17 protein-coding genes are annotated in these 21,274 nt (G+C 41.6%); 13 read left to right on the top strand and 4 right to left on the bottom strand.

The features are described 5' to 3' along the window. Positions 1-5 precede the first annotated feature (5 nt). Complete coding sequence (gene envZ / locus MTF67_RS16290) at positions 6-1,322, top strand: two-component system sensor histidine kinase EnvZ (protein WP_006793807.1); 1,317 nt, start codon at positions 6-8, stop codon at positions 1,320-1,322. Positions 1,323-1,384: 62 nt separating this feature from the next. On the opposite strand, the gene MTF67_RS16285 is transcribed toward envZ, so the two are convergent. After that, a complete protein-coding gene (locus MTF67_RS16285; protein WP_248520101.1) occupies positions 1,385-3,421 on the bottom strand; it encodes a glycoside hydrolase family 97 protein in 2,037 nt (678 codons plus the stop codon). A gap of 162 nt (positions 3,422-3,583) precedes the next feature. Here MTF67_RS16285 and MTF67_RS16280 point away from each other — a divergent pair, with 162 nt between their 5' ends. The 3 genes from MTF67_RS16280 to MTF67_RS16270 all read left to right on the top strand — a co-directional run bounded on the left by MTF67_RS16280 (position 3,584) and on the right by MTF67_RS16270 (position 7,103). Beyond that, positions 3,584-4,210 carry a methylamine utilization protein gene (locus tag MTF67_RS16280; RefSeq protein WP_248520147.1) on the top strand — a complete coding sequence of 209 codons (627 nt, stop codon included), beginning with the start codon at positions 3,584-3,586 and terminating at the stop codon, positions 4,208-4,210. After that, positions 4,200-5,432 (top strand): hypothetical protein, encoded by a 1,233-nt coding sequence (locus MTF67_RS16275; protein WP_248520099.1) that lies wholly within the window; start codon positions 4,200-4,202, stop codon positions 5,430-5,432. The genes MTF67_RS16280 and MTF67_RS16275 overlap by 11 nt, the downstream gene beginning before the upstream one ends. A 69-nt stretch (positions 5,433-5,501) precedes the next feature. Further along, positions 5,502-7,103 carry a methyl-accepting chemotaxis protein gene (locus MTF67_RS16270; RefSeq protein WP_248520097.1) on the top strand — a complete coding sequence of 534 codons (1,602 nt, stop codon included), beginning with the start codon at positions 5,502-5,504 and terminating at the stop codon, positions 7,101-7,103. Positions 7,104-7,154: 51 nt separating this feature from the next. Here the strand turns inward: MTF67_RS16270 and speE are convergent, their stop codons facing one another. Continuing rightward, complete coding sequence (gene speE / locus MTF67_RS16265) at positions 7,155-8,018, bottom strand: polyamine aminopropyltransferase (protein WP_010557736.1); 864 nt, start codon at positions 8,016-8,018, stop codon at positions 7,155-7,157. 197 nt (positions 8,019-8,215) lie between these two features. Here speE and speA point away from each other — a divergent pair, with 197 nt between their 5' ends. From speA to MTF67_RS16245, 4 genes are read left to right on the top strand one after another with little or no spacing between them, the layout of a single operon-like run. Beyond that, positions 8,216-10,096, top strand: a complete 1,881-nt coding sequence (gene speA / locus MTF67_RS16260) for a biosynthetic arginine decarboxylase (RefSeq protein ID WP_010557735.1) — start codon at positions 8,216-8,218, stop codon at positions 10,094-10,096. 57 nt (positions 10,097-10,153) lie between these two features. Next, positions 10,154-11,038, top strand: coding sequence for an acyltransferase (locus MTF67_RS16255; RefSeq protein WP_039038376.1), 885 nt, complete (start codon positions 10,154-10,156; stop codon positions 11,036-11,038). A gap of 18 nt (positions 11,039-11,056) precedes the next feature. Further along, positions 11,057-11,977 (top strand): acetyltransferase, encoded by a 921-nt coding sequence (locus MTF67_RS16250; RefSeq protein WP_248520096.1) that lies wholly within the window; start codon positions 11,057-11,059, stop codon positions 11,975-11,977. Beyond that, complete coding sequence (locus MTF67_RS16245) at positions 11,974-13,230, top strand: mechanosensitive ion channel family protein (protein WP_248520095.1); 1,257 nt, start codon at positions 11,974-11,976, stop codon at positions 13,228-13,230. The genes MTF67_RS16250 and MTF67_RS16245 overlap by 4 nt, the downstream gene beginning before the upstream one ends. Here the strand turns inward: MTF67_RS16245 and chrA are convergent. Next, positions 13,193-14,347, bottom strand: coding sequence for a chromate efflux transporter (gene chrA, locus MTF67_RS16240; protein WP_248520145.1), 1,155 nt, complete (start codon positions 14,345-14,347; stop codon positions 13,193-13,195). The two genes, MTF67_RS16245 and chrA, sit on opposite strands and share 38 nt — an antisense overlap. A gap of 178 nt (positions 14,348-14,525) precedes the next feature. Here chrA and MTF67_RS16235 point away from each other — a divergent pair, with 178 nt between their 5' ends. Continuing rightward, positions 14,526-15,158 (top strand): OmpA family protein, encoded by a 633-nt coding sequence (locus MTF67_RS16235; RefSeq protein WP_248520094.1) that lies wholly within the window; start codon positions 14,526-14,528, stop codon positions 15,156-15,158. Here MTF67_RS16235 and MTF67_RS16230 read toward each other — a convergent pair. Beyond that, positions 15,155-16,933: an ABC transporter transmembrane domain-containing protein gene (locus MTF67_RS16230; RefSeq protein ID WP_006794215.1), complete on the bottom strand. Its 1,779-nt coding sequence runs from the start codon at positions 16,931-16,933 to the stop codon at positions 15,155-15,157. The genes MTF67_RS16235 and MTF67_RS16230 overlap by 4 nt on opposite strands. Positions 16,934-17,021: 88 nt before the next feature. On the opposite strand from MTF67_RS16230, the gene MTF67_RS16225 reads away from it, so the two are divergent. The 4 genes from MTF67_RS16225 (at position 17,022) to MTF67_RS16210 (ending at position 21,274) form a co-directional block, all read left to right on the top strand. Next, positions 17,022-17,420, top strand: coding sequence for a DUF3224 domain-containing protein (locus MTF67_RS16225; protein ID WP_008129860.1), 399 nt, complete (start codon positions 17,022-17,024; stop codon positions 17,418-17,420). 17 nt (positions 17,421-17,437) lie between these two features. Further along, complete coding sequence (locus MTF67_RS16220) at positions 17,438-17,620, top strand: hypothetical protein (RefSeq protein WP_248520093.1); 183 nt, start codon at positions 17,438-17,440, stop codon at positions 17,618-17,620. After that, positions 17,621-18,238 (top strand): LysE family translocator, encoded by a 618-nt coding sequence (locus MTF67_RS16215; RefSeq protein ID WP_248520092.1) that lies wholly within the window; start codon positions 17,621-17,623, stop codon positions 18,236-18,238. A 156-nt stretch (positions 18,239-18,394) separates the two neighbouring features. Continuing rightward, complete coding sequence (locus tag MTF67_RS16210) at positions 18,395-21,274, top strand: TonB-dependent receptor (protein WP_248520091.1); 2,880 nt, start codon at positions 18,395-18,397, stop codon at positions 21,272-21,274.

Below are 21,274 nucleotides of genomic sequence, written 5' to 3'. Positions count from 1 at the left end.
TTTTTATGGGATTTTTTCCACGTAGCGCGTTTGGGCAAACTGTATTTTTGGTGGCGGCGTTATTACTTATAAACCAAGTTGTGTCTTATGTAACAGTCAGTTTATATGTTGTAAAACCGACCATAGAGCAAGTGAACTTAATGCTTGCTAAGCAAGTTAAAACTGTTTTTATTGACTGGGAAGACGGTATAGAAATAAACGACGACTTATCAGAAAAGTTTTTTGAAATAACCGGTATTGATGTCATGACCCAGCGCGAAGCCATGCGCCAAGGGCTTGGTCAAACCCGTGAATACCCGATGCTTTCACGTAGTATGTCTGCGCAGTTAAATGGCTCGGCGCGGGTGCGTATTACGCAAACTGGCCCACTCGTTTATTGGATAGAGGCTCCGCAAGCGCCTGGCTACTGGGTTAAAATTCCGCTTTCAGGGTATCAAGAAAACAACCTCGAATTTTTAACGTTTTACTTATCAAGTATCGGCTTTTTAAGTGTTTTAGGTGGTTGGTTATTTGCGCGGCACTTAAACCGCCCGCTTAAAGCACTGCAACAAGCCGCTGTAAAAGTGGGTAAAGGCGATTTTAGCACCAAGCTAGAAGAGGAAGGCTCTACTGAAGTAATAGAAGTAACGCGTGCGTTTAACCAAATGTCGCGCGGTATAGCGGCCCTTGAAAACGACCGCCGCTTACTTATGGCAGGTGTGTCTCACGATTTACGCACACCACTTACTCGCATTCGTTTAGCAACCGAGATGATGAGCGACCAAGACGAGTATCTTCGCGAAGGGATTATTTACGATATTGAAGATATGAACGGTATTATCGATCAATTTATTGAATATTTACGTCACCACAAACGCGAAGAACTCAGTTGTGAAGATATAAACGCGTTAGTGGGTGAGGTCGTTAATTGCGAGTTAAAGCATCAGCGCTCTATTACCTTTAAAAGTAACCCAAGTATAGAGAGTATTCCGCTCAGCAGTGTGGCTATAAAGCGTGTTGTAACTAACATGATTGAAAATGCCATTCGTTATTCTGACGGCGATATAGAGGTACTTAGTTATTATAACTCCAATAAAAAATACGTGGTCATCGCTGTAAACGATAATGGCCCAGGTATTCCTGAAAGTGAATTAGAGTCGGTATTTGAACCGTTTAAGCAAGGTGATGCTGCACGAGGCAGTGAGGGCAGTGGCCTAGGCCTTGCTATTATTAAGCGCATTGTTGATATGCACGACGGCAAAGTAAAACTAGAAAACCGGCCTGAAGGCGGCTTAAGTGCACAAATTTACCTGCCTATAAAAATACAAAACTCTGCACAGTAACCTGTGCAGAGTTTGCTATTTGTAACGCTTAAATATCTGTAAAACTGATATAACCGTGAAGCCTAAAGTGCTTTAAAGCGGATGGCAGTGCCGCCGCTTGTTGCTAGTTTTAAAGTTAGCTTATCGTTTGCACTAACTACGCGCTTTTCGATATCTAAATCATACGGCCTGTTTTTCCATTCGGCGTTTTTGCCGTCTTGGTATATGTGCGCTTCAAACTTTTTACCCTTTTCTAAAAAGTCGAGTTTTACCTCAATGGTGCGGGCTTTTTCGTCAGTCACTGCACCTAAGTACCAATCGTTTCCTGAGTATTTATCGCGTTTTCGTTCTTTACGAGCGAATACAATAAAGTCGCCCACCTCGCCATCAAGCGCAATACTCTGCTGCCAATCGGTTGGTACATCTTGAATAAACTGAAAAGCATCAGGTTTAGCTAAGTAGTTTTTAGGTAGGTCGGCAGCCATTTGAATCGGGCTATACAGCACAACATAAAGTGCAAGTTGCTTGGCAAGCGTTGTTTGTGGGCGGTTTGTATCATCGCCTAAGCCATTAAAGCCCATATCAAATATACCGGGAGTAAAGTCCATTGGCCCTGCCAGCATACGGGTAAACGCAAGCATAGGGATATGCTCTGGCGGGTTAGGCGGTGTGCCCCATGCATTAAACTCTTGCCCACGTGCGCCTTCGCGCGCAATCCAGTTGGGGTAGGTACGGCGCAGGCCAGTGTCTTTTATAGGTTCGTGAGTGTTAATACTAATTTTATGTTTAGCAGCGAGCTTTACGTTATAAAGGTATTCGTTAACCATAAATTGGCCATCGTGCCACTCATGGCGGGCAATGCCGTTTTCATCTATGCGTTTTATGTTTCCGCCATCGGCCACATAGCCCGTTTTAACTTGGCTTACGTTTGACTTTTCGTAAAGGGCAAAGGCATCTTTCATTTGATTGCGATAGTTAGTTACGTTGCCTGAGGTTTCGTGGTGGCCAATTAACTGCACCCCTTTTTGCTTACCGTAGCGGGTAAGCTCCTCAATATCAAAGTCGTCGTAGGGTTGTGTAAAGCTAAACACATCGCCATTAAAAAACCAGTCGCCATCCCAGCCTATGTTCCATCCTTCTACTAGCACGCCGTCAAAGCCATATTCTGCGGCAAAGTCCATGTAGTATTTGGTTGTTTGAGTTGTAGCACCGTGTTTTTCACCACTTCCCCATGTTTGCGTATTTATGTGCATACCCCACCAAATACCGACGTATTTACCCGGTTTTACCCACGAAACATCACCTAATTTGTTTGGCTCATTAAGGTTTAAAATAATATCGGAGTTAATCAGGTCGACCGCTTTGCTGCCTATTTGAATAGTACGCCAAGGTGTATTAAATGCGCCTTGCTTTTTTACTGCAATGCCGTCAGACCACGGTGTTAAATCGGCTTGAAAAACACCTGGTCGACGCTGGTTAAGGGTCATACCTGCATAATCGACAAGGGCTGCTTCGTGAATGCTAACGTGTACGCCCTCTTTATTTTTAAATGTAAAAGGGGTGTGTACTAAGGGAGCGTCGTTAACTGGGGTGGTGTTATAAACATATTCGTAACGGTTCCAGCCTCGGGCTGGGATCCACCACGCTGTTGCACTTTGGCTGTCGGCAATGGCAAATTCGGTAAGTTCTTTTGTGATTTCTATATTTTCAAAACCGGGTTGTTTAGGTATTTCGTACCTAAACCCTATACCGTTGTTAAACGCTCTAAATTTAACGGTAAATACGCCGCCTTGTGGTTTTTTAAATGTAACAGCAACTTCGTTATGATTGTCGGTAACGGTTTGTCGCTCGCCCCAGGGTTGTTGCCACTGGGTGTTTTGTGTGTTTTGTTGTGTGTGGGTTATTTTAAAACCTTCGCTAAAGGGGGCTTGTTGTTTAAATTTAAAACCAAGCGCGGAGCTATTAATAACCGGTTTGTTTTTAAAGTCGATTGAATAGCTTGGGGTCGTTAATTCGTCAGAAATAGTTATTTTAATATTGCCGTTGGGCGATTGTAATGTGGCTGTTTGTGCAAAACAGCTGCCCGAAAAAGCGAAAAGCAAAAGTGCTGATGTTCTCATTTAAGAGATCCTTACTGTGTCAGTGTGACTTATCAGAATAAAGGCTGTTGTTAACAAATACGAATATCTACATACGTATTCATTTATCAATAAAATAGAAAGAAATAAGTCACCTAATAGGTCTATACTGTAAATAATTTGAAAAATAAGAATAGTAAGATGATGTTCAAATATTTAACGTTAATTATTGTCATGTTATTAACTTGGCAGGCAAAAGCGGTTTCTATCACTGTTAACAATAATAAAAACGAGCCTATGGCTAATGCCGTGGTGTGGCTGACTTCTGAGGTGCTTTCTAGTCAATCCAGCCAAGTAGATACGCTTTATTCTATGGTGCAAAAAGATAGGGAGTTTACGCCGCGCATTTTAGTTGTACCACAAAATGCAAAAGTGGAATTTCCAAACGCCGATTCAATTTTGCATCATGTGTATTCGTTTTCTGAGGCAAAAACGTTTGAATTAAAGTTATATAAGGAACAACCCAAGGCGCCATTAGTGTTTGATCAAACCGGTGTTGTTGAGTTGGGATGTAACATTCATGACTGGATGCTTGGTTATATTGTGGTTGTTGATAGCCCTATTTTTGATATTACCGATAACAGCGGACATGTAAATTTAACCGTAGAGCCAGGTGAGTACACACTTAATGTGTGGCATTCAGGGTTTGGCGATATAAGCCATGTTGAGTCTAAAAAAGTAACCATAGGGCAAGCTCCATTTATTTATAAAGTGAAGCAAGCCATAACCGAGCAGTTTGATTTTGCTACGGATGAATTTGATGATTATTAACCACATGCTCAAATATGCGGTTGTTAGTGGTGTGCTTTTATTTAGCGCGTCAATCAGTGCACAGGTTAAGGGGCTGCTACAAGTGCGTGCAGTTCAAGGTGATGCGCTAAAAAGTTTTCAAGACGGAGGCACCGGCTTATACCGACACGATGCTAAAAACGATGGCGTTTTATTATCGCAAGGTATTATTGACGTGCGCGCCGATTTAGCAACAAGTTGGTCTGCTCATGGGGTGTTAAACGTTAATCAGGACCCTGATGTAGGTTTAGGTTTAACACAAGCCTATTTTACATATAAACCATTAACTAGTAGCGCTTATAAGTGGCATGTACGAGTGGGTGGGTTTTATCCGCTAATGTCGTTAGAGAACCCAGATATTGGCTGGACATCTCCTTACAACTATACCAATTCAGCAATTAATAGTTGGATAGGTGAAGAGCTTAGAACCGTTGGCGCAGAGGTAACAATAAAACGCCCCGCTAAACGTTTTAACAGCCCGCATAGTTTTAGTTTAGTGGGTGCAACATTTAAAGGTAACGACCCTACAGGCACGTTACTATCTTGGCGTGGCTTTGCCATGCACGACAGGCAAACTACATTTAACGAAGGTATTAGGTTTGCACCCGTTGCAGCACTTAGCGAATATGCATTGCGTTGGCAGGCAAATCAGGTTTTACCATTTGAAGAAGTTGATGGACGCTTTGGTTATTACCTTGGTGTTCACTGGGATTATTTAAAACAATCACAATTTAGAGTTTATTATTACGACAATAATGGCGATCCAACTAAACTGAACATTAGCTCAGGGCAATATGCATGGAATACACGTTTTATCAGTGCTGCATGGTTATATAAATTTAATAATAAAACGCGTTTTATAACACAGGTACTAAGCGGTAAAACCGAAATGGGGCATAGCAAATTAATAGATAACGACTTTTACAGCCATTATTTAATGCTAAGCCATAAAGAAGGTAAGCATAGAATATCGTTGCGGTACGATTACTTTAAAGTAACCGATAACGACACGACGGTATTTGACCCAAATGCAAGCAATGGCGAAGGGGTAACAGCCTCTTGGCGTTACGCGTTTAGCAAACATGGTCAAATTGGTATTGAAGGCTCAGCACTAAAAAGTTTTGTAGACAATAGAGCTGCAATGGGGCTGCAGCAGCGAGCTTCGCAGCAGCAAGTAATGATTAACACGCAATGGAAGTTTTAGGTTTTATCAACCTACTGCAATTTTAGGTTTAATTTGTAAGAGGCGTTTAGGGCCTTGTAGGGTGATAAAATGAATTTGCATAGTATTCGCGTTAAAGTGTCGTTTCCTATTGTTGTATTAGGACTTGCCATACTCTCGTTAATTGTGGGGTATACCTACTTAATAACCTTACAAAAAAATGCACTTGATGTGCAGTCTGAAAAGTTTATTAAGGCGCTGTCTCTTGCTTTAAACGCAGACCGCGACCTATACCAAGCTAAAGTGGCCGAATTAAATTTAGTAACTCATTCAAAAAATACAGAAAAGTACCAGGCAGAGCACGAAGAAAATGCAATGCAAGTTACTGATAAAATTAATCAGTATTTATCTTTAATGAAAGATTACCCCAGTATAGCTAAAGAGCTAAATGGCTTTGAAAACGACTTTAATGCTTGGCTTGCAGCGTCAAAAAGCTACATGGATGATAAAAATAGCCAAGCTAAACAAACGAATTCAGAGCAAGCATTTGCCACTTTAAGGATTAGGCTTGATAAAGCCGGTGAGCTGGCTGAAAAAACCTCGGAGCAAGAAATCATCACGCTTTCATCCAATATCATTTCAACAAAAATGATGATGCTGACAGTGGTTACTATTATTTTAATTGCAGCGAGTTGGTTTAGTTACAGTGTACCTAAACAACTTACTCGCCAAATTAATTATGTAACTAAGCGTATTAGTGATATTGCCTCAGGAGATGGCGATTTAACTGGCCGAATACAAGTAACGTCTAAAGATGAGTTTTCTGACTTAGCCACCGAATTTAATACTTTTTTAGATAATTTACAGCAATTAATACGCGATATATTAGAGCAATCTAAAGAGTTAAATGGTTTAGGTGTTGAGCTTAGCAAAGTGGCTACCCAAAATAACAGTGTAAACCAAGCCTTGGGACAAGCGTCAGAGTCTATTGTAAGCGCAGTACATGAAATGAGCACTGCTAGCAAAGAGGTTGCAGGGGTTGCACAGCAGTCATCAAGCGAAGCCGATAATTCGTTAAAACTAGCGCAACAAGGGCTTAGTGCGGTGGCTAATTCTAGTTCGCGAATTACCTCTCTTTCTAGCAACATGGAGCAAGCTATGGCGCGCTCTACTGAGCTGCAACAAAGCTCTGATAACATCGCTAAAGTTTTAGAGGTGATTCGTGCCATAGCAGAACAAACAAACTTATTAGCACTTAATGCAGCTATAGAGGCGGCACGTGCTGGCGAATACGGGCGAGGCTTTGCGGTTGTGGCTGACGAAGTAAGGACGCTTGCTACGCGCACACAAGATAGTACCAATGATATTCAACAAATGATTGAGTTGTTTGCATCGAGTGTATCGCAGTCGATTAATGCCATAGGTGAGAGTAAGCAATTTGCAGATGATGCTGTGGAGTCGTTTTCGCAAACTAACGATATACTCAATGCCATGCAAAGTTCATCTACTAAAGTAAACGATATGGCTATGCAAACTGCGCAAGCTACCGAAGAGCAAACAACGGTTTCTGATGAAATAAGCCATAACTTATCATCACTTAACGATCAAACCTTAGAGGGTGGGTCGCTGGCGCACACAACGCAAGATGTATCAAATAAAATGGAGCAGTTAACAGACGAGCTTAATCGATTAGTTAACCGGTTTAAGGTTTAACGTAACAAAAAGGGAGCGTGTAGAGCTCCCTTTGTAGAATATTAACACTTATTATTTTTTATCAAATGCGCGTTTCATAAAGTTAGGTGTTGCTAAAGCCCCATGGTGAATACCACTGTTGTAGTATTCACTTTGCGTTGCAACGTGTGCTGCGCCGTCTTCTCTAAAACCATTAAATGCTTCAGACTTACGAGCAAGTGTTACCGACCATAAACCACTTGGGTAAATAGGCTGAGGGAATGGCAATGTTTGTAAATCGTTAAAACCAACGCTTAACATCGCTTCACGCATTTCAACCAGTAGTGGCATATGCATAAGTGGCGATTCGCTTTGTTGCACTAAAATACCGCCAGGGCGAAGTGCGTTTAAACAGCTAGTGTAAAATGCATGGTTAAATAGACCTTCACCTGGGCCTACTGGGTCAGTACCATCAACAATAACCACGTCGATAGACTCGCCAGCAGCTTCGCGCATGTACTTAATGCCATCGTCAAACATAACTGTAGCGCGTGCATCGTTATTAGATTCGCACAGCTCTGGGAAGTATTTTAACGACATTTGTGTGACTACTTCGTCTATGTCAATTTGCGTTACGCTTTCTACGCCAGGGTGTTTTAATACTTCACGTAACGTGCCGCAGTCGCCGCCGCCAATAATAACCACATTTTTAGGATTTGGGTGTGCTAAAAGTGCAGGATGGCTGATCATTTCATGATAAAAAAAGTTTTCGCGGGTTGATACCATGGTACAACCGTCGATGATCATTAAATTACCAAAGTCTGTGGTTTCGAACATTTCTACTTTTTGAAAAGGAGACTGTTTTTCATCTAACTTTTTGTTAATGCGTAATGAAAATGCGCTGCCGTCACGGTCGCTAATTTCAGTAAACCACTTACTTTGATCTAAGTTTGCCATAGTTGCTGATACACTTTTTAGGTTAAGGTAAAAAAAGGGCAATTCTGCCAGTGCTTGGCGGTTTGCTCAATGACATTTTAACTGATTTAGCGAATAAAGTTAGTGAGGAGTGAGTGAAAGTTCAATTTTTGTTAGCCTAGGAGATAGCGACGTATTAAAATGCGCCTTTATACCTAATTGACGAAAGAAGAGTTGCCATGACCTGGGGTTTAGAAACAGCACGTGCTACTTATAATGTTGCTCATTGGAGTGATGGCTATTTTGATATTAATGCACAAGGCGAATTGGTTGCCTACCCCGACGGCGATCAAAGTAAAGCCGCAATCTCTTTAACAGACTTAACAGAGCAATTTAAACAGCAAGGGCTAACATTGCCTGTTTTAGTGCGCTTTACCGACATTTTAAAAAATCGTGTCGATACGCTTACTAATGCTTTTACTAAAGCGCGCAGTAGCCGCGAATATAATGGCAAATACACCTGTGTTTATCCTATTAAAGTAAATCAGCAGCGCTCTGTGGTGAGTAAGTTATTGGCGCACCCAAGTGGTTTAGTTGGTCTTGAAGCGGGTTCAAAACCTGAGCTAATGGCTATTTTAGGTGTGGCAAAAGAGCCAATTACCATTGTATGTAACGGCTACAAAGACAGCGAATTTTTACGTTTAGCGTGCATTGGTCAGGCCATGGGGCACAGCGTAAAAATAGTGGTCGAAAAGCTATCAGAGCTAACCACCTTACTTGAAGAAATAGATAACTTAGGCATAGAGCCTGCAATTGGTATTCGCATACGCTTAAATTCGGTGGGTAAAGGTAAGTGGCAAAATACCGGTGGCGAAAAAGGTAAGTTTGGTTTAACTGCAGGGCAAGTATTAAGCGCAGTAGAAGTACTTAAAAAACACAATAAATTACACTTAATGCAAATGGTGCATTTTCATATTGGCTCTCAAATTGCCAATATTCGTGATATACACCGCGCACTTCGTGAGTGTGCGCGTCACTTTGCAGAGTTAACGCAACTAGGCGTACCACTGAATACGGTTGATGTAGGTGGCGGTTTAGGCGTTGATTATGAAGGGTCGGGCTCTCGCAGTGCGTGCTCAATGAACTACACAGTGGAAGAGTACGCCCGCAACGTAGTCAATGCGTTTGCGGAAGTGTGCGACCAACACGATTTAACCCATCCAGCGATTATTACCGAGTCAGGCCGCGCTTTAACAGCCCATCATGCGGTACTCATTACCGATGTGATTGACGTTGAAAAAGCACCTAATCATTTAAACCCTGAGCCACCGCTTGAAAACAGCGTGTTAGTGCTTGATGAAATGTGGCAATGTTTACAGCGTTTGAATCCGCGTATGGCGCTCGAAATTTATCACGATGCGATGCACTTATTTAGCGAAGCACACGATCAGTACGTACACGGTTTAGTAAGCATGCTAGAGTGGGCGAAAATAGAGCAGCTTTACTTTACTATTTTGCATCGCGTGCGTGCGTCGCTTAGCAATAACGCCCGCGCACACCGAGAAGTACTCGACGATTTAAATGAAAAGTTAGCCGATAAACTATTTGTTAATTTTTCACTGTTTCAGTCGTTACCAGATGTGTGGGGTATACAGCAGTTGTTTCCGGTTATGCCTATCGAAAACTTAACGCAACCGCTTACTCAGCGCGCCATTATTCAAGATATTACTTGTGACTCGGATGGGCAAATACGCGAATACGTTGAAGGTGCAGGTATTGAAACCAGCTTGCCAATTCCTGAATATAAGCATGGCGAACAATACCACCTTGCTATGTTTATGGTGGGCGCGTATCAAGAGATTTTAGGCGATTTACATAACCTATTTGGCGATACCGATTCAGTGCATGTTGAGCTAAACGACGACGGCTATGTATTAACCAATGCCATAAAAGGTGATAGCGTTAAGGATGTATTAAAGTTTGTTGATTACGATAGCGCTATTTTAGCCGAAAATTTTGCTTATCAAATTAATAAACTAGATGCCTCAGAGCAGTGTAAAGCGGGTTATTTAGCCGAGCTCAATGCGGGCCTTGAAGGTTATACCTATTTTGAAGATTAATTTTTAAGTATAAATGCGCAGTGTTTAATGCTGCGCACCGTTAAAGGAATAGAAGTAATGTCAGTTATTCGTAGTGTTTTTAGTCTTATTTTTTATGCATTAAACACACTTTTTTGGTTTATACCTATTTTTATTTGTGGCTTATTAAAGCTTATTCCTATTAAACCATTACAAAAGTTATTGAGCTGGATTGCCAAACAGTGCGCCACTATTTGGGTGTCGTTTAATACCTTAAACCAGCGGCTGTTTACACCAACAAAACTTAACGTGACGGGCTTGGATTCTCTTAAACTAAAAGATTGGTATTTGGTGATTGCCAATCATCAAAGCTGGGTTGATATTTTAGTATTGCAGCGCGTATTTAATCGCAAAATTCCGTTTTTAAATTTCTTTTTAAAGAAAGAGCTTATTTATGTGCCTATTTTGGGCTTATGTTGGTGGGCGCTCGACTTTCCATTTATGACGCGCACGAGCAAAAGTCAGCTTAAAAAGAACCCTAAATTACGTGGCAAAGACTTAGAAACAACACGTAAAGCCTGCGAAAAATTTAAAGAAATGCCTGTAACGGTAGTTAACTTTGTTGAAGGTACGCGCTTTACACAAAGTAAACATGCAAAACAGCAAAGCCCATTTCCGCATTTATTAAAACCAAAAGCCGGTGGCATTGCCTTTGTTATGCAAGCAATGGGTGAGCAAATTTCTCAAGTAGTGAATGTTACTTTGCATTACCCTGACGGTATTCCTACGTTTATGGACTTTGCTGGTGGGAAAGTAAAAAATATTAATATACACGTGGATGTCATGCCAGTAAGTGACGAGCTAATTGGTGATTACACGGGTGATTCTGAATTTAGAGTTCGTTTTCAAAGCGAGTTAAATCGTTTATGGGAAGAAAAAGAACAAACGTTGCAATCACTTGACGCCCCAACAAGTACAAAATAACACGGTGAGCTTACAGTTATGCTAAAAAAATGGTTACCAAATTGGCTAAATGGCCTAATTGTAGGCTGCGTATTATTTACTAACCTTATAATTTTTGGCGTGTTGGTATTACTTTTGGGATTAGTGAAACTATTACTGCCTATTCATGCTGTTAATCGTTTATTACATAGCGCTTATCGGGGATGGTGTAACGGTAATCGGTTAGGTTTATGGCTAGGTTGCCCAGACATTAAAATTGATGTGAAAGGTGATTTAAATTCAAAAAGTTGGTACTTACTAATTTGTAACCATATGAGCTGGTTAGATATTACGGTGCTCAGTTCGATGCATGCGTTACCCGCGCCTAAGTTTTTTTTAAAAGACGATTTAAAATATGTGCCATTTATTGGCACTGGTGCGTGGGCGATGGGAATGCCATTTATGAAACGTGTAAGCAAAGCGCAAATAGCTAAAAACCCAAAGCTTAAAGGGTTAGACATAGAGCGCACTAAAAACAGCTGTCGTAACTTTCGTAACCATCCAACAACTATTATCAACTTTGTTGAAGGAACGCGTTATACACCCGCTAAACATGCACAACAGCAAAGCCCGTTTAAGCATTTACTAAAACCAAAAGCAGGTGGAATTGCATTTGCACTTGAGGTACTTGGAACCCAGTTTGATGCTATGTTAAATACCAGTTTGGTCTATAGCGGTAAGTCAGATCATGTGTGCCGCAACTTATTAAAAGGTGAGCTAGACTCTATTCACGTATCAATTGATGTAATGGCTATTACCGATACTATGTTAGGTAGTTACCAAACAGATGAAGCGTTCAAAGCTAACTTTCAACAATATGTGAACGACTTATGGGTTGCAAAAGATAAGCAATTGGCAGGTATTTATGCTCAGCAAGCTATGCCAGATGTACAAATTAGTAAGGAAGCCAAAACACTATGACCAACACCCATATACAAGAGCTAATTGCTCCTTGGTTTGAAAACGTCCCCGACGCTGCTTTTTTTAGTGCACTAACGGCTACCGCCATTGGCATTTGTTCGTTACTTGTTGTGTATTTATTTACTCGTAGGCTTATGCTGCCAGGTATTCAAAAGGTGGTTACTAAGTTATCGCCTGAGCGTATTGGCGCGCTTTCTCCAATGTTAACTAAGCTTAATAAGCGTATTGCTGGGCTACTGTGTTGTGTATTATTTTTAGCCACATTCGATAGTGTATATCCAGTTGGTGAGTTAGCGGCTGAAATACTTAAAACCATAGGCCAAGCCTTATTAATTATTTACACCGGTTTTATTATTAGCAGTATTGTTAGTCTTGCTGCTGCTATTTATAACCAATTAGACTTTGCTCGAGAAGTCCCTATTCAGGGCCTTGTGCAAGTTGTAAAACTAATTACCTTTATTGTTTGTGGCATTTTAATTGTTAGTATTGTGCTTGAAAAATCACCGACGTATATTCTTTCGGGTTTTGGTGCGATTGCCGCCGTCACTTTATTAGTATTTAAAGATACGATTTTAGGGTTTGTTGCCAGTATACAAATTGCGGCTAACCGATTAGTTACTTATGGTGATTGGATACAAGTTGATAATTATGGCGCCGATGGTGAGGTAATAGACTTAGGCTTAAACACGGTAAAAGTACGTAACTGGGATAACACCATTACGACTATTCCTACGTACATGCTGGTGGCAGGCTCGTTTAAAAACTGGCGTGGTATGCAGGAGTCGGGTGGAAGGCGTATTAAGCGCTCACTCAATATTGATATGAACAGCATTTGCCTAGTAAACGACGAGTTTAGAGCGCAAATAGACGCGGCTATTCCGCTGCACGAGTATATTCGTGTATCGGCATTGCCAGAGCCTGTATCTAATTTAGGGCTGTTTCGTCGTTATGCCGAAGGGTATTTAAAGCAGCATAGTAAAATAAACTCTTCGCTTACTTTAATGGTGCGGGAGCTTCAACCTTTAAACCACGGTTTACCTATTGAGTTTTACTGCTTTAGTGAAGATAAGCGCTGGATCTCTTACGAACATTTGCAAGCCGAAATAATGGATCACTTACTTGCCGTGCTGCCTATTTTTGGATTGCGCGCCTATCAAAGTGTGAGTGGGCAGTTAAGCCCACCAACCAATGCAGGGCAAACTGAAAAGCCCAGTATTAAAGTGCCCAATAATGCTGTGCAAGACCCACACTAATAAATAATATTAATAGCCACCAAATAGGTGGCTTTTTAAATCGTAGCCATGCAAAAGCCACAACAACTAACCCAACATGCAACCAGCTGTGCACTGCCGATGTCCAAATAGGTGAGTATAAAGCTGCGGCCAAAAAGCCCACAACGGCGGCATTAAGTGCGGCAATTGAACTAGCAAAACGGGGTTTATTAGCCAAGTTAAGCCAGCTTTTTTGAAATGCTAACATCAATAAAAAGCCGGGTGCAAAAATTAATAACGTAGCAACCAGTGCGCCAAATAAAGGCTGCGCAGTATTAAGTTGTGCACCTAAATAAGTAGCAATAGTAAACATAGGGCCAGGGATTGCTTGAGCGCTGGCATAAGCACTTAAAAATTGGTCATCACTCAGCGCAGGTACACCAGCTTGCAGTACGGGTAATACAACGTGCCCACCACCAAACACCATAGCGCCTGCTTGGTAAAAAGGCGCAAATAATGCAAATTCTTTTCCAAGCGGGGCAAAGCTAATAGCCAGTAATAATGCAAATAAGCTCAGCGCAACCCAGTTAATATTACTTTTTGTGTCGGTATTCGTATTTTGATTTGCCTCGCCTAATTTTAATAAAGGCCATATAGCACCAATAGTTGCAGCAATAACTAAAACAGCAATTTGCGTGCTTAACACGGGCAGTAGAACAAGCGCTAAGGTGCTAAATAGCGCAAGTAACTTAAGCACCGCACTTGTGCAAAAGCTTTTAGCCATAGACAGTGTGGCATCAGCTACGATGACCACGGCAAATAGTTTCAAACCTGCAATAATCGCATAGTAAACGGCATCAAATTGGTGTGCACTAATGGCCAGTATCACCATAATTAAAAAAGATGGCAGCGTAAAACCAACAAATGCGGTAATACCACCTAATATCCCTGCGCGTTCAACGCCAATAGCAAAGCTCACTTGGCTCGAACCAGGTCCCGGCAACGCTTGGCTTAAACTAATTAATTGCGCGTAGCGTGTGTTGGTGATCCAATTTAGTGTATCTACAAAGTGGCGCTTGAAATAGCCTAAGTGTGCCGCTGGACCACCAAAGCTCATGCAGCCAAGTAAAAAAAACTGCCTAAAAATAGCAATTAGCATTGCGCTTTTATCCTTTTTTAAATTCATTAAATTGTCACAAAGGAATGTGACATATTTATTAAAACTCAATTTTTTAGGGTTAATAACAAAATTATAAGGTGATTGTTACGCACTTCATAGTTTGTTCATACAGGTAATTACATACTGTTGCTAAATTCTAAATGAATAGGACATCATCATGACATTATCAAAATCACTTTTAAGCGTTACAGTGGTAGCCGTATTACTTTCAGGTTGCGAAATGAATAACACCGGCAAAGGCGCAGCAATTGGTGCAGCTGCTGGTGGCGTGTTAGGTAAAGCAACGGGTAACCACAAAGACAAGCGTATATTTATTGGTGCTGCTATTGGCGCATTAGCAGGTGCTGCTGTAGGTGACTACATGGATAAGCAAGAAGAAGCGTTTCGTGATGAATTAGCCGGCTCGGGTGTTGAGGTGGTACGCGAAGGCGATAACTTGCGCTTGGTTATGCCCTCTAATATTACGTTTGCAACCGACCAATCATACATTTCAACAGGGTTTAACGATACCCTAAACGCCATTGCTACAGTTATGAACAAGTATGAGAAAACCTACCTAAGCGTAGAAGGGCATACAGATAGCACAGGGCAAGATAGCTACAACATGAACTTATCGCGCGAACGTGCTCAAAGTGTAAAAGCTTACTTAGCCAACCAAGACATTATGGCAGCGCGTATTAGCACTAGCGGCTTTGGTGAAACACGCCCAATTGCCACTAACGATACTGCAAATGGCCGTGCTCAAAACCGCCGTGTAGAAATTCAAATAGTGCCAAACACAGAGGGTTAATCCTTATTAAACTGTAATTCACACAGCTTTTGATACAACGGGTTACTTGCGACTAATTCTTGGTGAGTGCCCGTTGCAATAATTTCTCCATTTTCCATGACTACAATCATATCTGCGTGGATAACTGTTGCTAGCCTATGCGCAATTATAAGCGTGGTTCTATTTTGCATTAAGTGCTCAAGCGCGGCTTGAACATGGTGCTCGCTTTGCGCATCGAGTGCGCTGGTTGCTTCATCAAGAAGGAGTATTTCTGGGTCTTTTAAAATAGCCCTAGCAAGTACAATACGCTGCTTTTGCCCACCGGATAACCTAACGCCTTGCTCGCCTAAAAAGCTGTTGTAACCTTGTGGTAATTGTTTAATAAATTCATCGGCATGAGCATGTTTTGCAGCAGCGTATACTTGTTCATCAGTGGCGTTTGGATTGCCGTAACGAATGTTATGCATTACATCTGAGCTAAATAAAATAGGGTTTTGTGCCACCATGCCCATTTTATCGCGCAGAGTGTTTAAAGAGAGCGACTTAATATCAATATCGTGAAATTTTATTGCGCCACTAGCTGGGTCGTAAAAGCGCTGTAGTAGCTCAAATAAGGTTGTTTTACCTGCGCCAGATGGGCCAACAATAGCTACTGTTTGACCTTGCGAAATGCTTAAGCTTATTTTGTTAAGTGCACTGACATCCGGGCGAGACGGATAATTAAAGCTGATATTTTCAAGCGAGATTGCAGGTAAACTTGCGTTATTTTGTAGCTGAGCATCTTGTGGGTTTTCTGGATTTTCAATTTCACTTTTAACGGCCAGTAATTCAAGTAAACGGGCAGCTGCACCTGCCGCTCTTTGTAGTTCACCGTACACTTCAGCAACCGTTGCCACCGACATTGCTACCATAATGGCATAAAACACAAACGCACCCAGTTCACCCCCGGTCATAGTGCCTGCCAGTACATCACTGCCGCCAACCCAAAGCATTGCGCTAATGGCACTAAAGGTTAAAAATATTACAGCGGCAATTAAAAACGAGCGCTGTTTAATGCGGCTTTTGGCAACGTTAAAGGCTTTTTCGGTTTCAAGTGCAAAAGCATGTTGCTCTTGTGTTTCGTGGCTATAGCTTTGTACCACTTTAATATTTTGAATGATCTCGCCGGCATAGGTGCTTATATCGGCAATGGCGTCTTGACTCGAGCTTGCAAGTTTACGCACCTTTTTGCCAAATACCATCATCGGGACTAATACCAGTGGCACACACGCAACCACTACGAGCGTAAGCTTTAAGTTAGTAATTAATAACATTACCAAACCGCCAACCAGCATTAACGCGCTACGCAGCGCCATAGAAAACGAGGAGCCAATAATTGATTGCAGTAAAGTGGTGTCGGTTGTTAAACGCGACATAAGCTCGCCACTGCGGTTTTCTTCAAAGTAGCTTGGGTGCAAAGTAACAATGCGATTAAACACGGCTTTACGAATATCGTTACTCACTCGCTCGCCAATCCACGACATTAGATAAAAGCGGCTAAAGGTGCCTACAGCCAATAAGCTAATTAAACCAATAAGTACCAATACAGCTTGTTGAAGTTGCGCTTGAGAGCCTGCAATAAAACCATGATCTATAACAAACTTAACCCCTTGGCCTAACGATAAATTAACGCCAGCCGTTACTAATAAAGCGCCAAGGGCTGCTATAACCATCCATTTATAGGGTTTTATAAATGCAAAAATAGGCAATAAACTGCTAAAGGCAGCTTTTTCGGTTGCGGGGGTACTGTTTGGCATAGTGGATTCTTTTTATAAGTTGAGGTATAGATATGGCATCATTGGATTAAAAATCAATAGCTTTAAAAATCATCAATAAGGAATCGTTATGACAAGCAACATAGTAACAGGCCAATTTACGGTGGCATTAACCCCACTAGATGGCTATGCCAAAGGACAAAACGGCATTAATTTAGGGCGTATGTCGATTGATAAAACATTTACAGGCAAGCTTAATGCTTCTAGCCAAGGCGAAATGTTAAGCGCTATGACACCTGTGCAAGGCAGTGCTGGTTATGTAGCAATAGAGCAAGTAATAGGCGAACTTGAAGGCAAAAAAGGCAGCTTTGTATTACAGCATTTTGGCACTATGGATAAAGGCCAAGACAGCCTAATTTTAACTGTAATTTCCGACTCAGGCACTGATGAGCTAGAAGGATTAGCCGGTAGTATGAAAATACGCATTGAAAACGGTGTACATTACTACGATTTTCAATACACGTTATAAGATACACAGGGATTTAAATGCAAAAAGTAATCGAATTTAGGAAGACCCGCTTTATGGGTGGGGTAAATATAGCGGCGCTGAATGATCGCATACAGGAATTAAATCAAGATGGCTGGAAAGTAATTAGCGCAGTGCCAATAACCGGTTTTTATGGGCAAGTGCATGATTATACATTATTTATTGAAATTGACGAGCTGTAAATGACTCTTTCTATGTGGTTAGGCCTAGTTGCTATTTGTATGATGGGCGCAATGTCGCCGGGTCCAAGCCTTGCGGTTGTATTAAAGCATTCGCTCAACGGCAGTATGAAAAATGGCATGCTAGCGGCGCTAAGTCATGGTATTGGAGTGGGACTATATGCGGGAGCCTCATTACTTGGCTTGGGTGCGTTAATGCTACAGTTTCCTACTGTGTATCAGATGTTAGTGTATTTAGGCGCTGCCTATTTAGCTTACCTAGGAATTAAAATTTTATTGTCTAAACCCAACAATGATGAACTTAAAATACAAAATAGCGAAGTGAGTAGCATTAAAGCATTACAAGATGGGTTTGCCATTGCCTTTTTAAATCCCAAACTTGCTATTTTCTTTTTAGCCTTGTTTTCACAGTTTATTGATCCAGAAAATCTTACCCTAAGCATTGCAATGGTGATGTGTTTAACTGTATTTGTGATTGATACCGGTTGGTACTTACTTGTTGCCGCCCTAACAGAGTTTTCTAAAAACCGTTTTGGGTTTACTAAACACAATCCATGGTTAGACAAAGTACTGGGTTTTGTATTTGTTGCCTTAGCCATTAGGGTGGTAGTGAGTATTTAAGCTATTGCTAGCTAAATTGCTCAAAATAGCTGCAGCCTAAGCAGGCTATACTGCATACGTATTCATCACAAAATATTCACCTTTTGGTTACAATTTGTTGGTTGTGTTTTTACTGCACTGACACACCACACAAAACAATAACCAAAAGGCACACACATGCAAAAGTTTAAATTAAATGCGCTCATGCTGGCATTATTTGCCGCCAATAGTGCTATTGCAGCTACTGAAGAACCACCTGAAGAGACGAGTAAACCCGCTCAAGTTCAAACCGATGTAGAAGTGATTGAAGTGCGCGGCTTTAGTCGCAGCTTAATTCAATCGCTTAACCAAAAGCGATTTAGCGATACGGTGTCAGAACAAATTTCTGCTGATGACCTAGGCGCATTACCTGATATTTCAATGGCCGATGCACTGACTCGTTTACCGGGTATTTCAGCTGTGCGTACTGGTGGGCAGGCTGCACAAATTAATATACGCGGACTTTCGGGCGGCTTTGTTTTTTCAACACTTAACGGTCGTGAGCAGGTATCTACAAGTGGTAGCCGCAGTATTGAGTTTGACCAATACCCATCAGAATTAATTAGCTCTGCGGCGGTATATAAATCGCCAAAGGCATCGCTTATAGAAGGTGGTGTGGCAGGTACGGTAGAGCTTGAAACAGCCAGCCCACTCAATAATGATCAAAAGCATAAATTTGTAGCTAATGTGCGCGGTATGTATAACGACCGTGCATCTGAGGTATCGGATGCCACTGAGTTTGGTGACCGAATTAGCTTTTCGTATCAAGGCAAATACCTAGACGATACATTAGGTGTAGCACTTGGTTTTGCGCGTTTATTTCAGCCAAGTGTAGCAACACAGTTTATTGGCCTTGCATACAACGATAGAAAAGATGTTGATGGCGCACCAAACGACACAAATGGCCCCATAGATAGCCCAGAAAGTGAATACATTAGCGAGGGCTTTGAGCTACAGCATTTAGGCGGTGAAGAAACCCGTAATGGCTACTTAGCTGCCATAGAGTGGGCACCGGTAGATAATTTTAAATTAAAAGGTGATGCGTTTTTATCGCGCTTTGATAAAGAGTCATTTGCCCGTGGTTTTAGGGTTAAATTAGGCGGCCCATCTGCAGCATACGCAAATGCGCAACTTGATGGCAATGCTGTAATTGGTGCTGCGGTTAATCGCACTTCACAAAGTTATACCCGTGTTGAAATAGTGAATGACGACAACCAAGATTTTGACGAAGTAGACAGCTTTGGCGTTAATGCCGATTGGCAAGTAACCGATAGACTAAATGTTAATGCTGATGTAGCGCTTTCTCGCGCAAAAAGTAATTTTAGAAACGGTTTGTTGTGGAGCTTAGTAGCTGAAGATGCCAATGCAGAAACGCCAGTATTTGATAACAACGTTGCAATTAACTATCAGTTAAATGGGTTAAATTTACCTGACGTTGGGTTTAATCAGGCGGCCGCCTTTAGCGATATAGACCGAGTAATGGTCAGTAAATATGGTATTTACCCTGATCAAACAGAAGATGAAGTAACGGCATTTAGACTCGATTTTAAATACGAGTTAGAAAGCGATATTTTTAGCTCAGTAGAATTTGGTGCACGCTATTCAGATAGAGAATACAGCCGAAAGCGCTCGGTGTTTGAGTACGGTAACGACGGGGCATTTTCAACAACGCAGCCCCCTTTGCGTTTAACCGACGATATGGCATCAGTGGTTGATTGGCAGGGCGACTTTAGTTATTTCCCATCGTATTTAGCCATTGATTTAGATAAAGCACTTAATGCATGGTTTCCAGATGGCACGCCAGAACCCGTTCAAACATGGGGCAATGCCGATGGTGTAGACGATGCGCAAGGTTACACAACGAACTATTCGTGGTCAGTGTTACAAAGCGGCTCGGTGTTTGAAGATGTGCTAGCCGCGTACGTTATGGTAAACATTAACACGCAAATTGCCGGCCTTGACCTATCAGGTAATGTGGGGGTGCGCCGTATTGAAACCGACCAATCAGCAACCGTACTTGAAAACGTAGCAGGCGATGCGCGCTTAGGTGCGCAAAATATTGTTGATGAGAATGGCATTGTAAATGACTTATACGCTCCTAATGTATTAGGCACTAAATATACAGATTACCTGCCTTCGCTAAATTTAAACCTGCAACTTAACGACAATTCACTTGTACGTTTTGCTGCGGCTAAAGTTATGTCGCGTGCGCCAATTAACCGCTTAGCGGGCGATGCCAGCGCAAACGTAAGTGACGATGGTGTTATTAACGGTTCAAGTAATAACAACCCATTTTTAAAACCCTTTTATGCTGACCAGTACGACTTATCTTACGAATATTATTTTGAAGAAGGTAACGGTACTGTCGCTGCGGCGTTATTTTATAAAAATATAGACTCGTTTGTTGAAACGTTATCGATTGAGAACTTCGACTTTAAAGGAAATGGCTTTAATGTCCCTGACTTTATAGAAGATCCGGTCAGTGGTGAGCAAGTTGCTACAACAAACGGTATTTACACCACGGCTGTTAATAATGGCGAAGGTGGCTACATTAGAGGGCTAGAGCTTGCCTATACGCAAGTGTTTACCTTTTTACCAGAGCCATTTAATGGCTTAGGCGCTAATGCAAGTTACTCATACACCGAAAGTGAAATTGAATCGATCACCAGTTTAGGGGGCGATACTCTCGTTCAATCTTTACCTGGGTTATCTAATAATGTGCTTAATGCTACGTTATTTTATGCTTTAGACGATTTTGAAACCCGCCTTAATGTACGTTACCGCGATGAGTTTGTATCAGAGCAGGTTGCCATTAACGAACAAGTGGTCAATTTTGATGCTGAAACAGTCATCGATTTTCAAACGTCTTATCGCTTTAGCGATTCACTCACCATGCTTTTGCAAGTTAATAACTTAACCGATGAACCAACCCAAAGTTACTTTGGCTCAGAGCAGCGAACAGGGACTACTCAGTACTTTGGTCGTCAGTTTTATCTTGGTTTTACATACAGTCATTAA

Origin of the sequence: Pseudoalteromonas sp. 2CM32C, from assembly GCF_023161925.1 — a bacterium.
Classification (GTDB): Bacteria; Pseudomonadota; Gammaproteobacteria; order Enterobacterales; family Alteromonadaceae; genus Pseudoalteromonas; species Pseudoalteromonas marina.
Note: the sequence above shows the minus strand (reverse complement) of the source record. Positions and strands in the feature narration are given on the sequence as shown.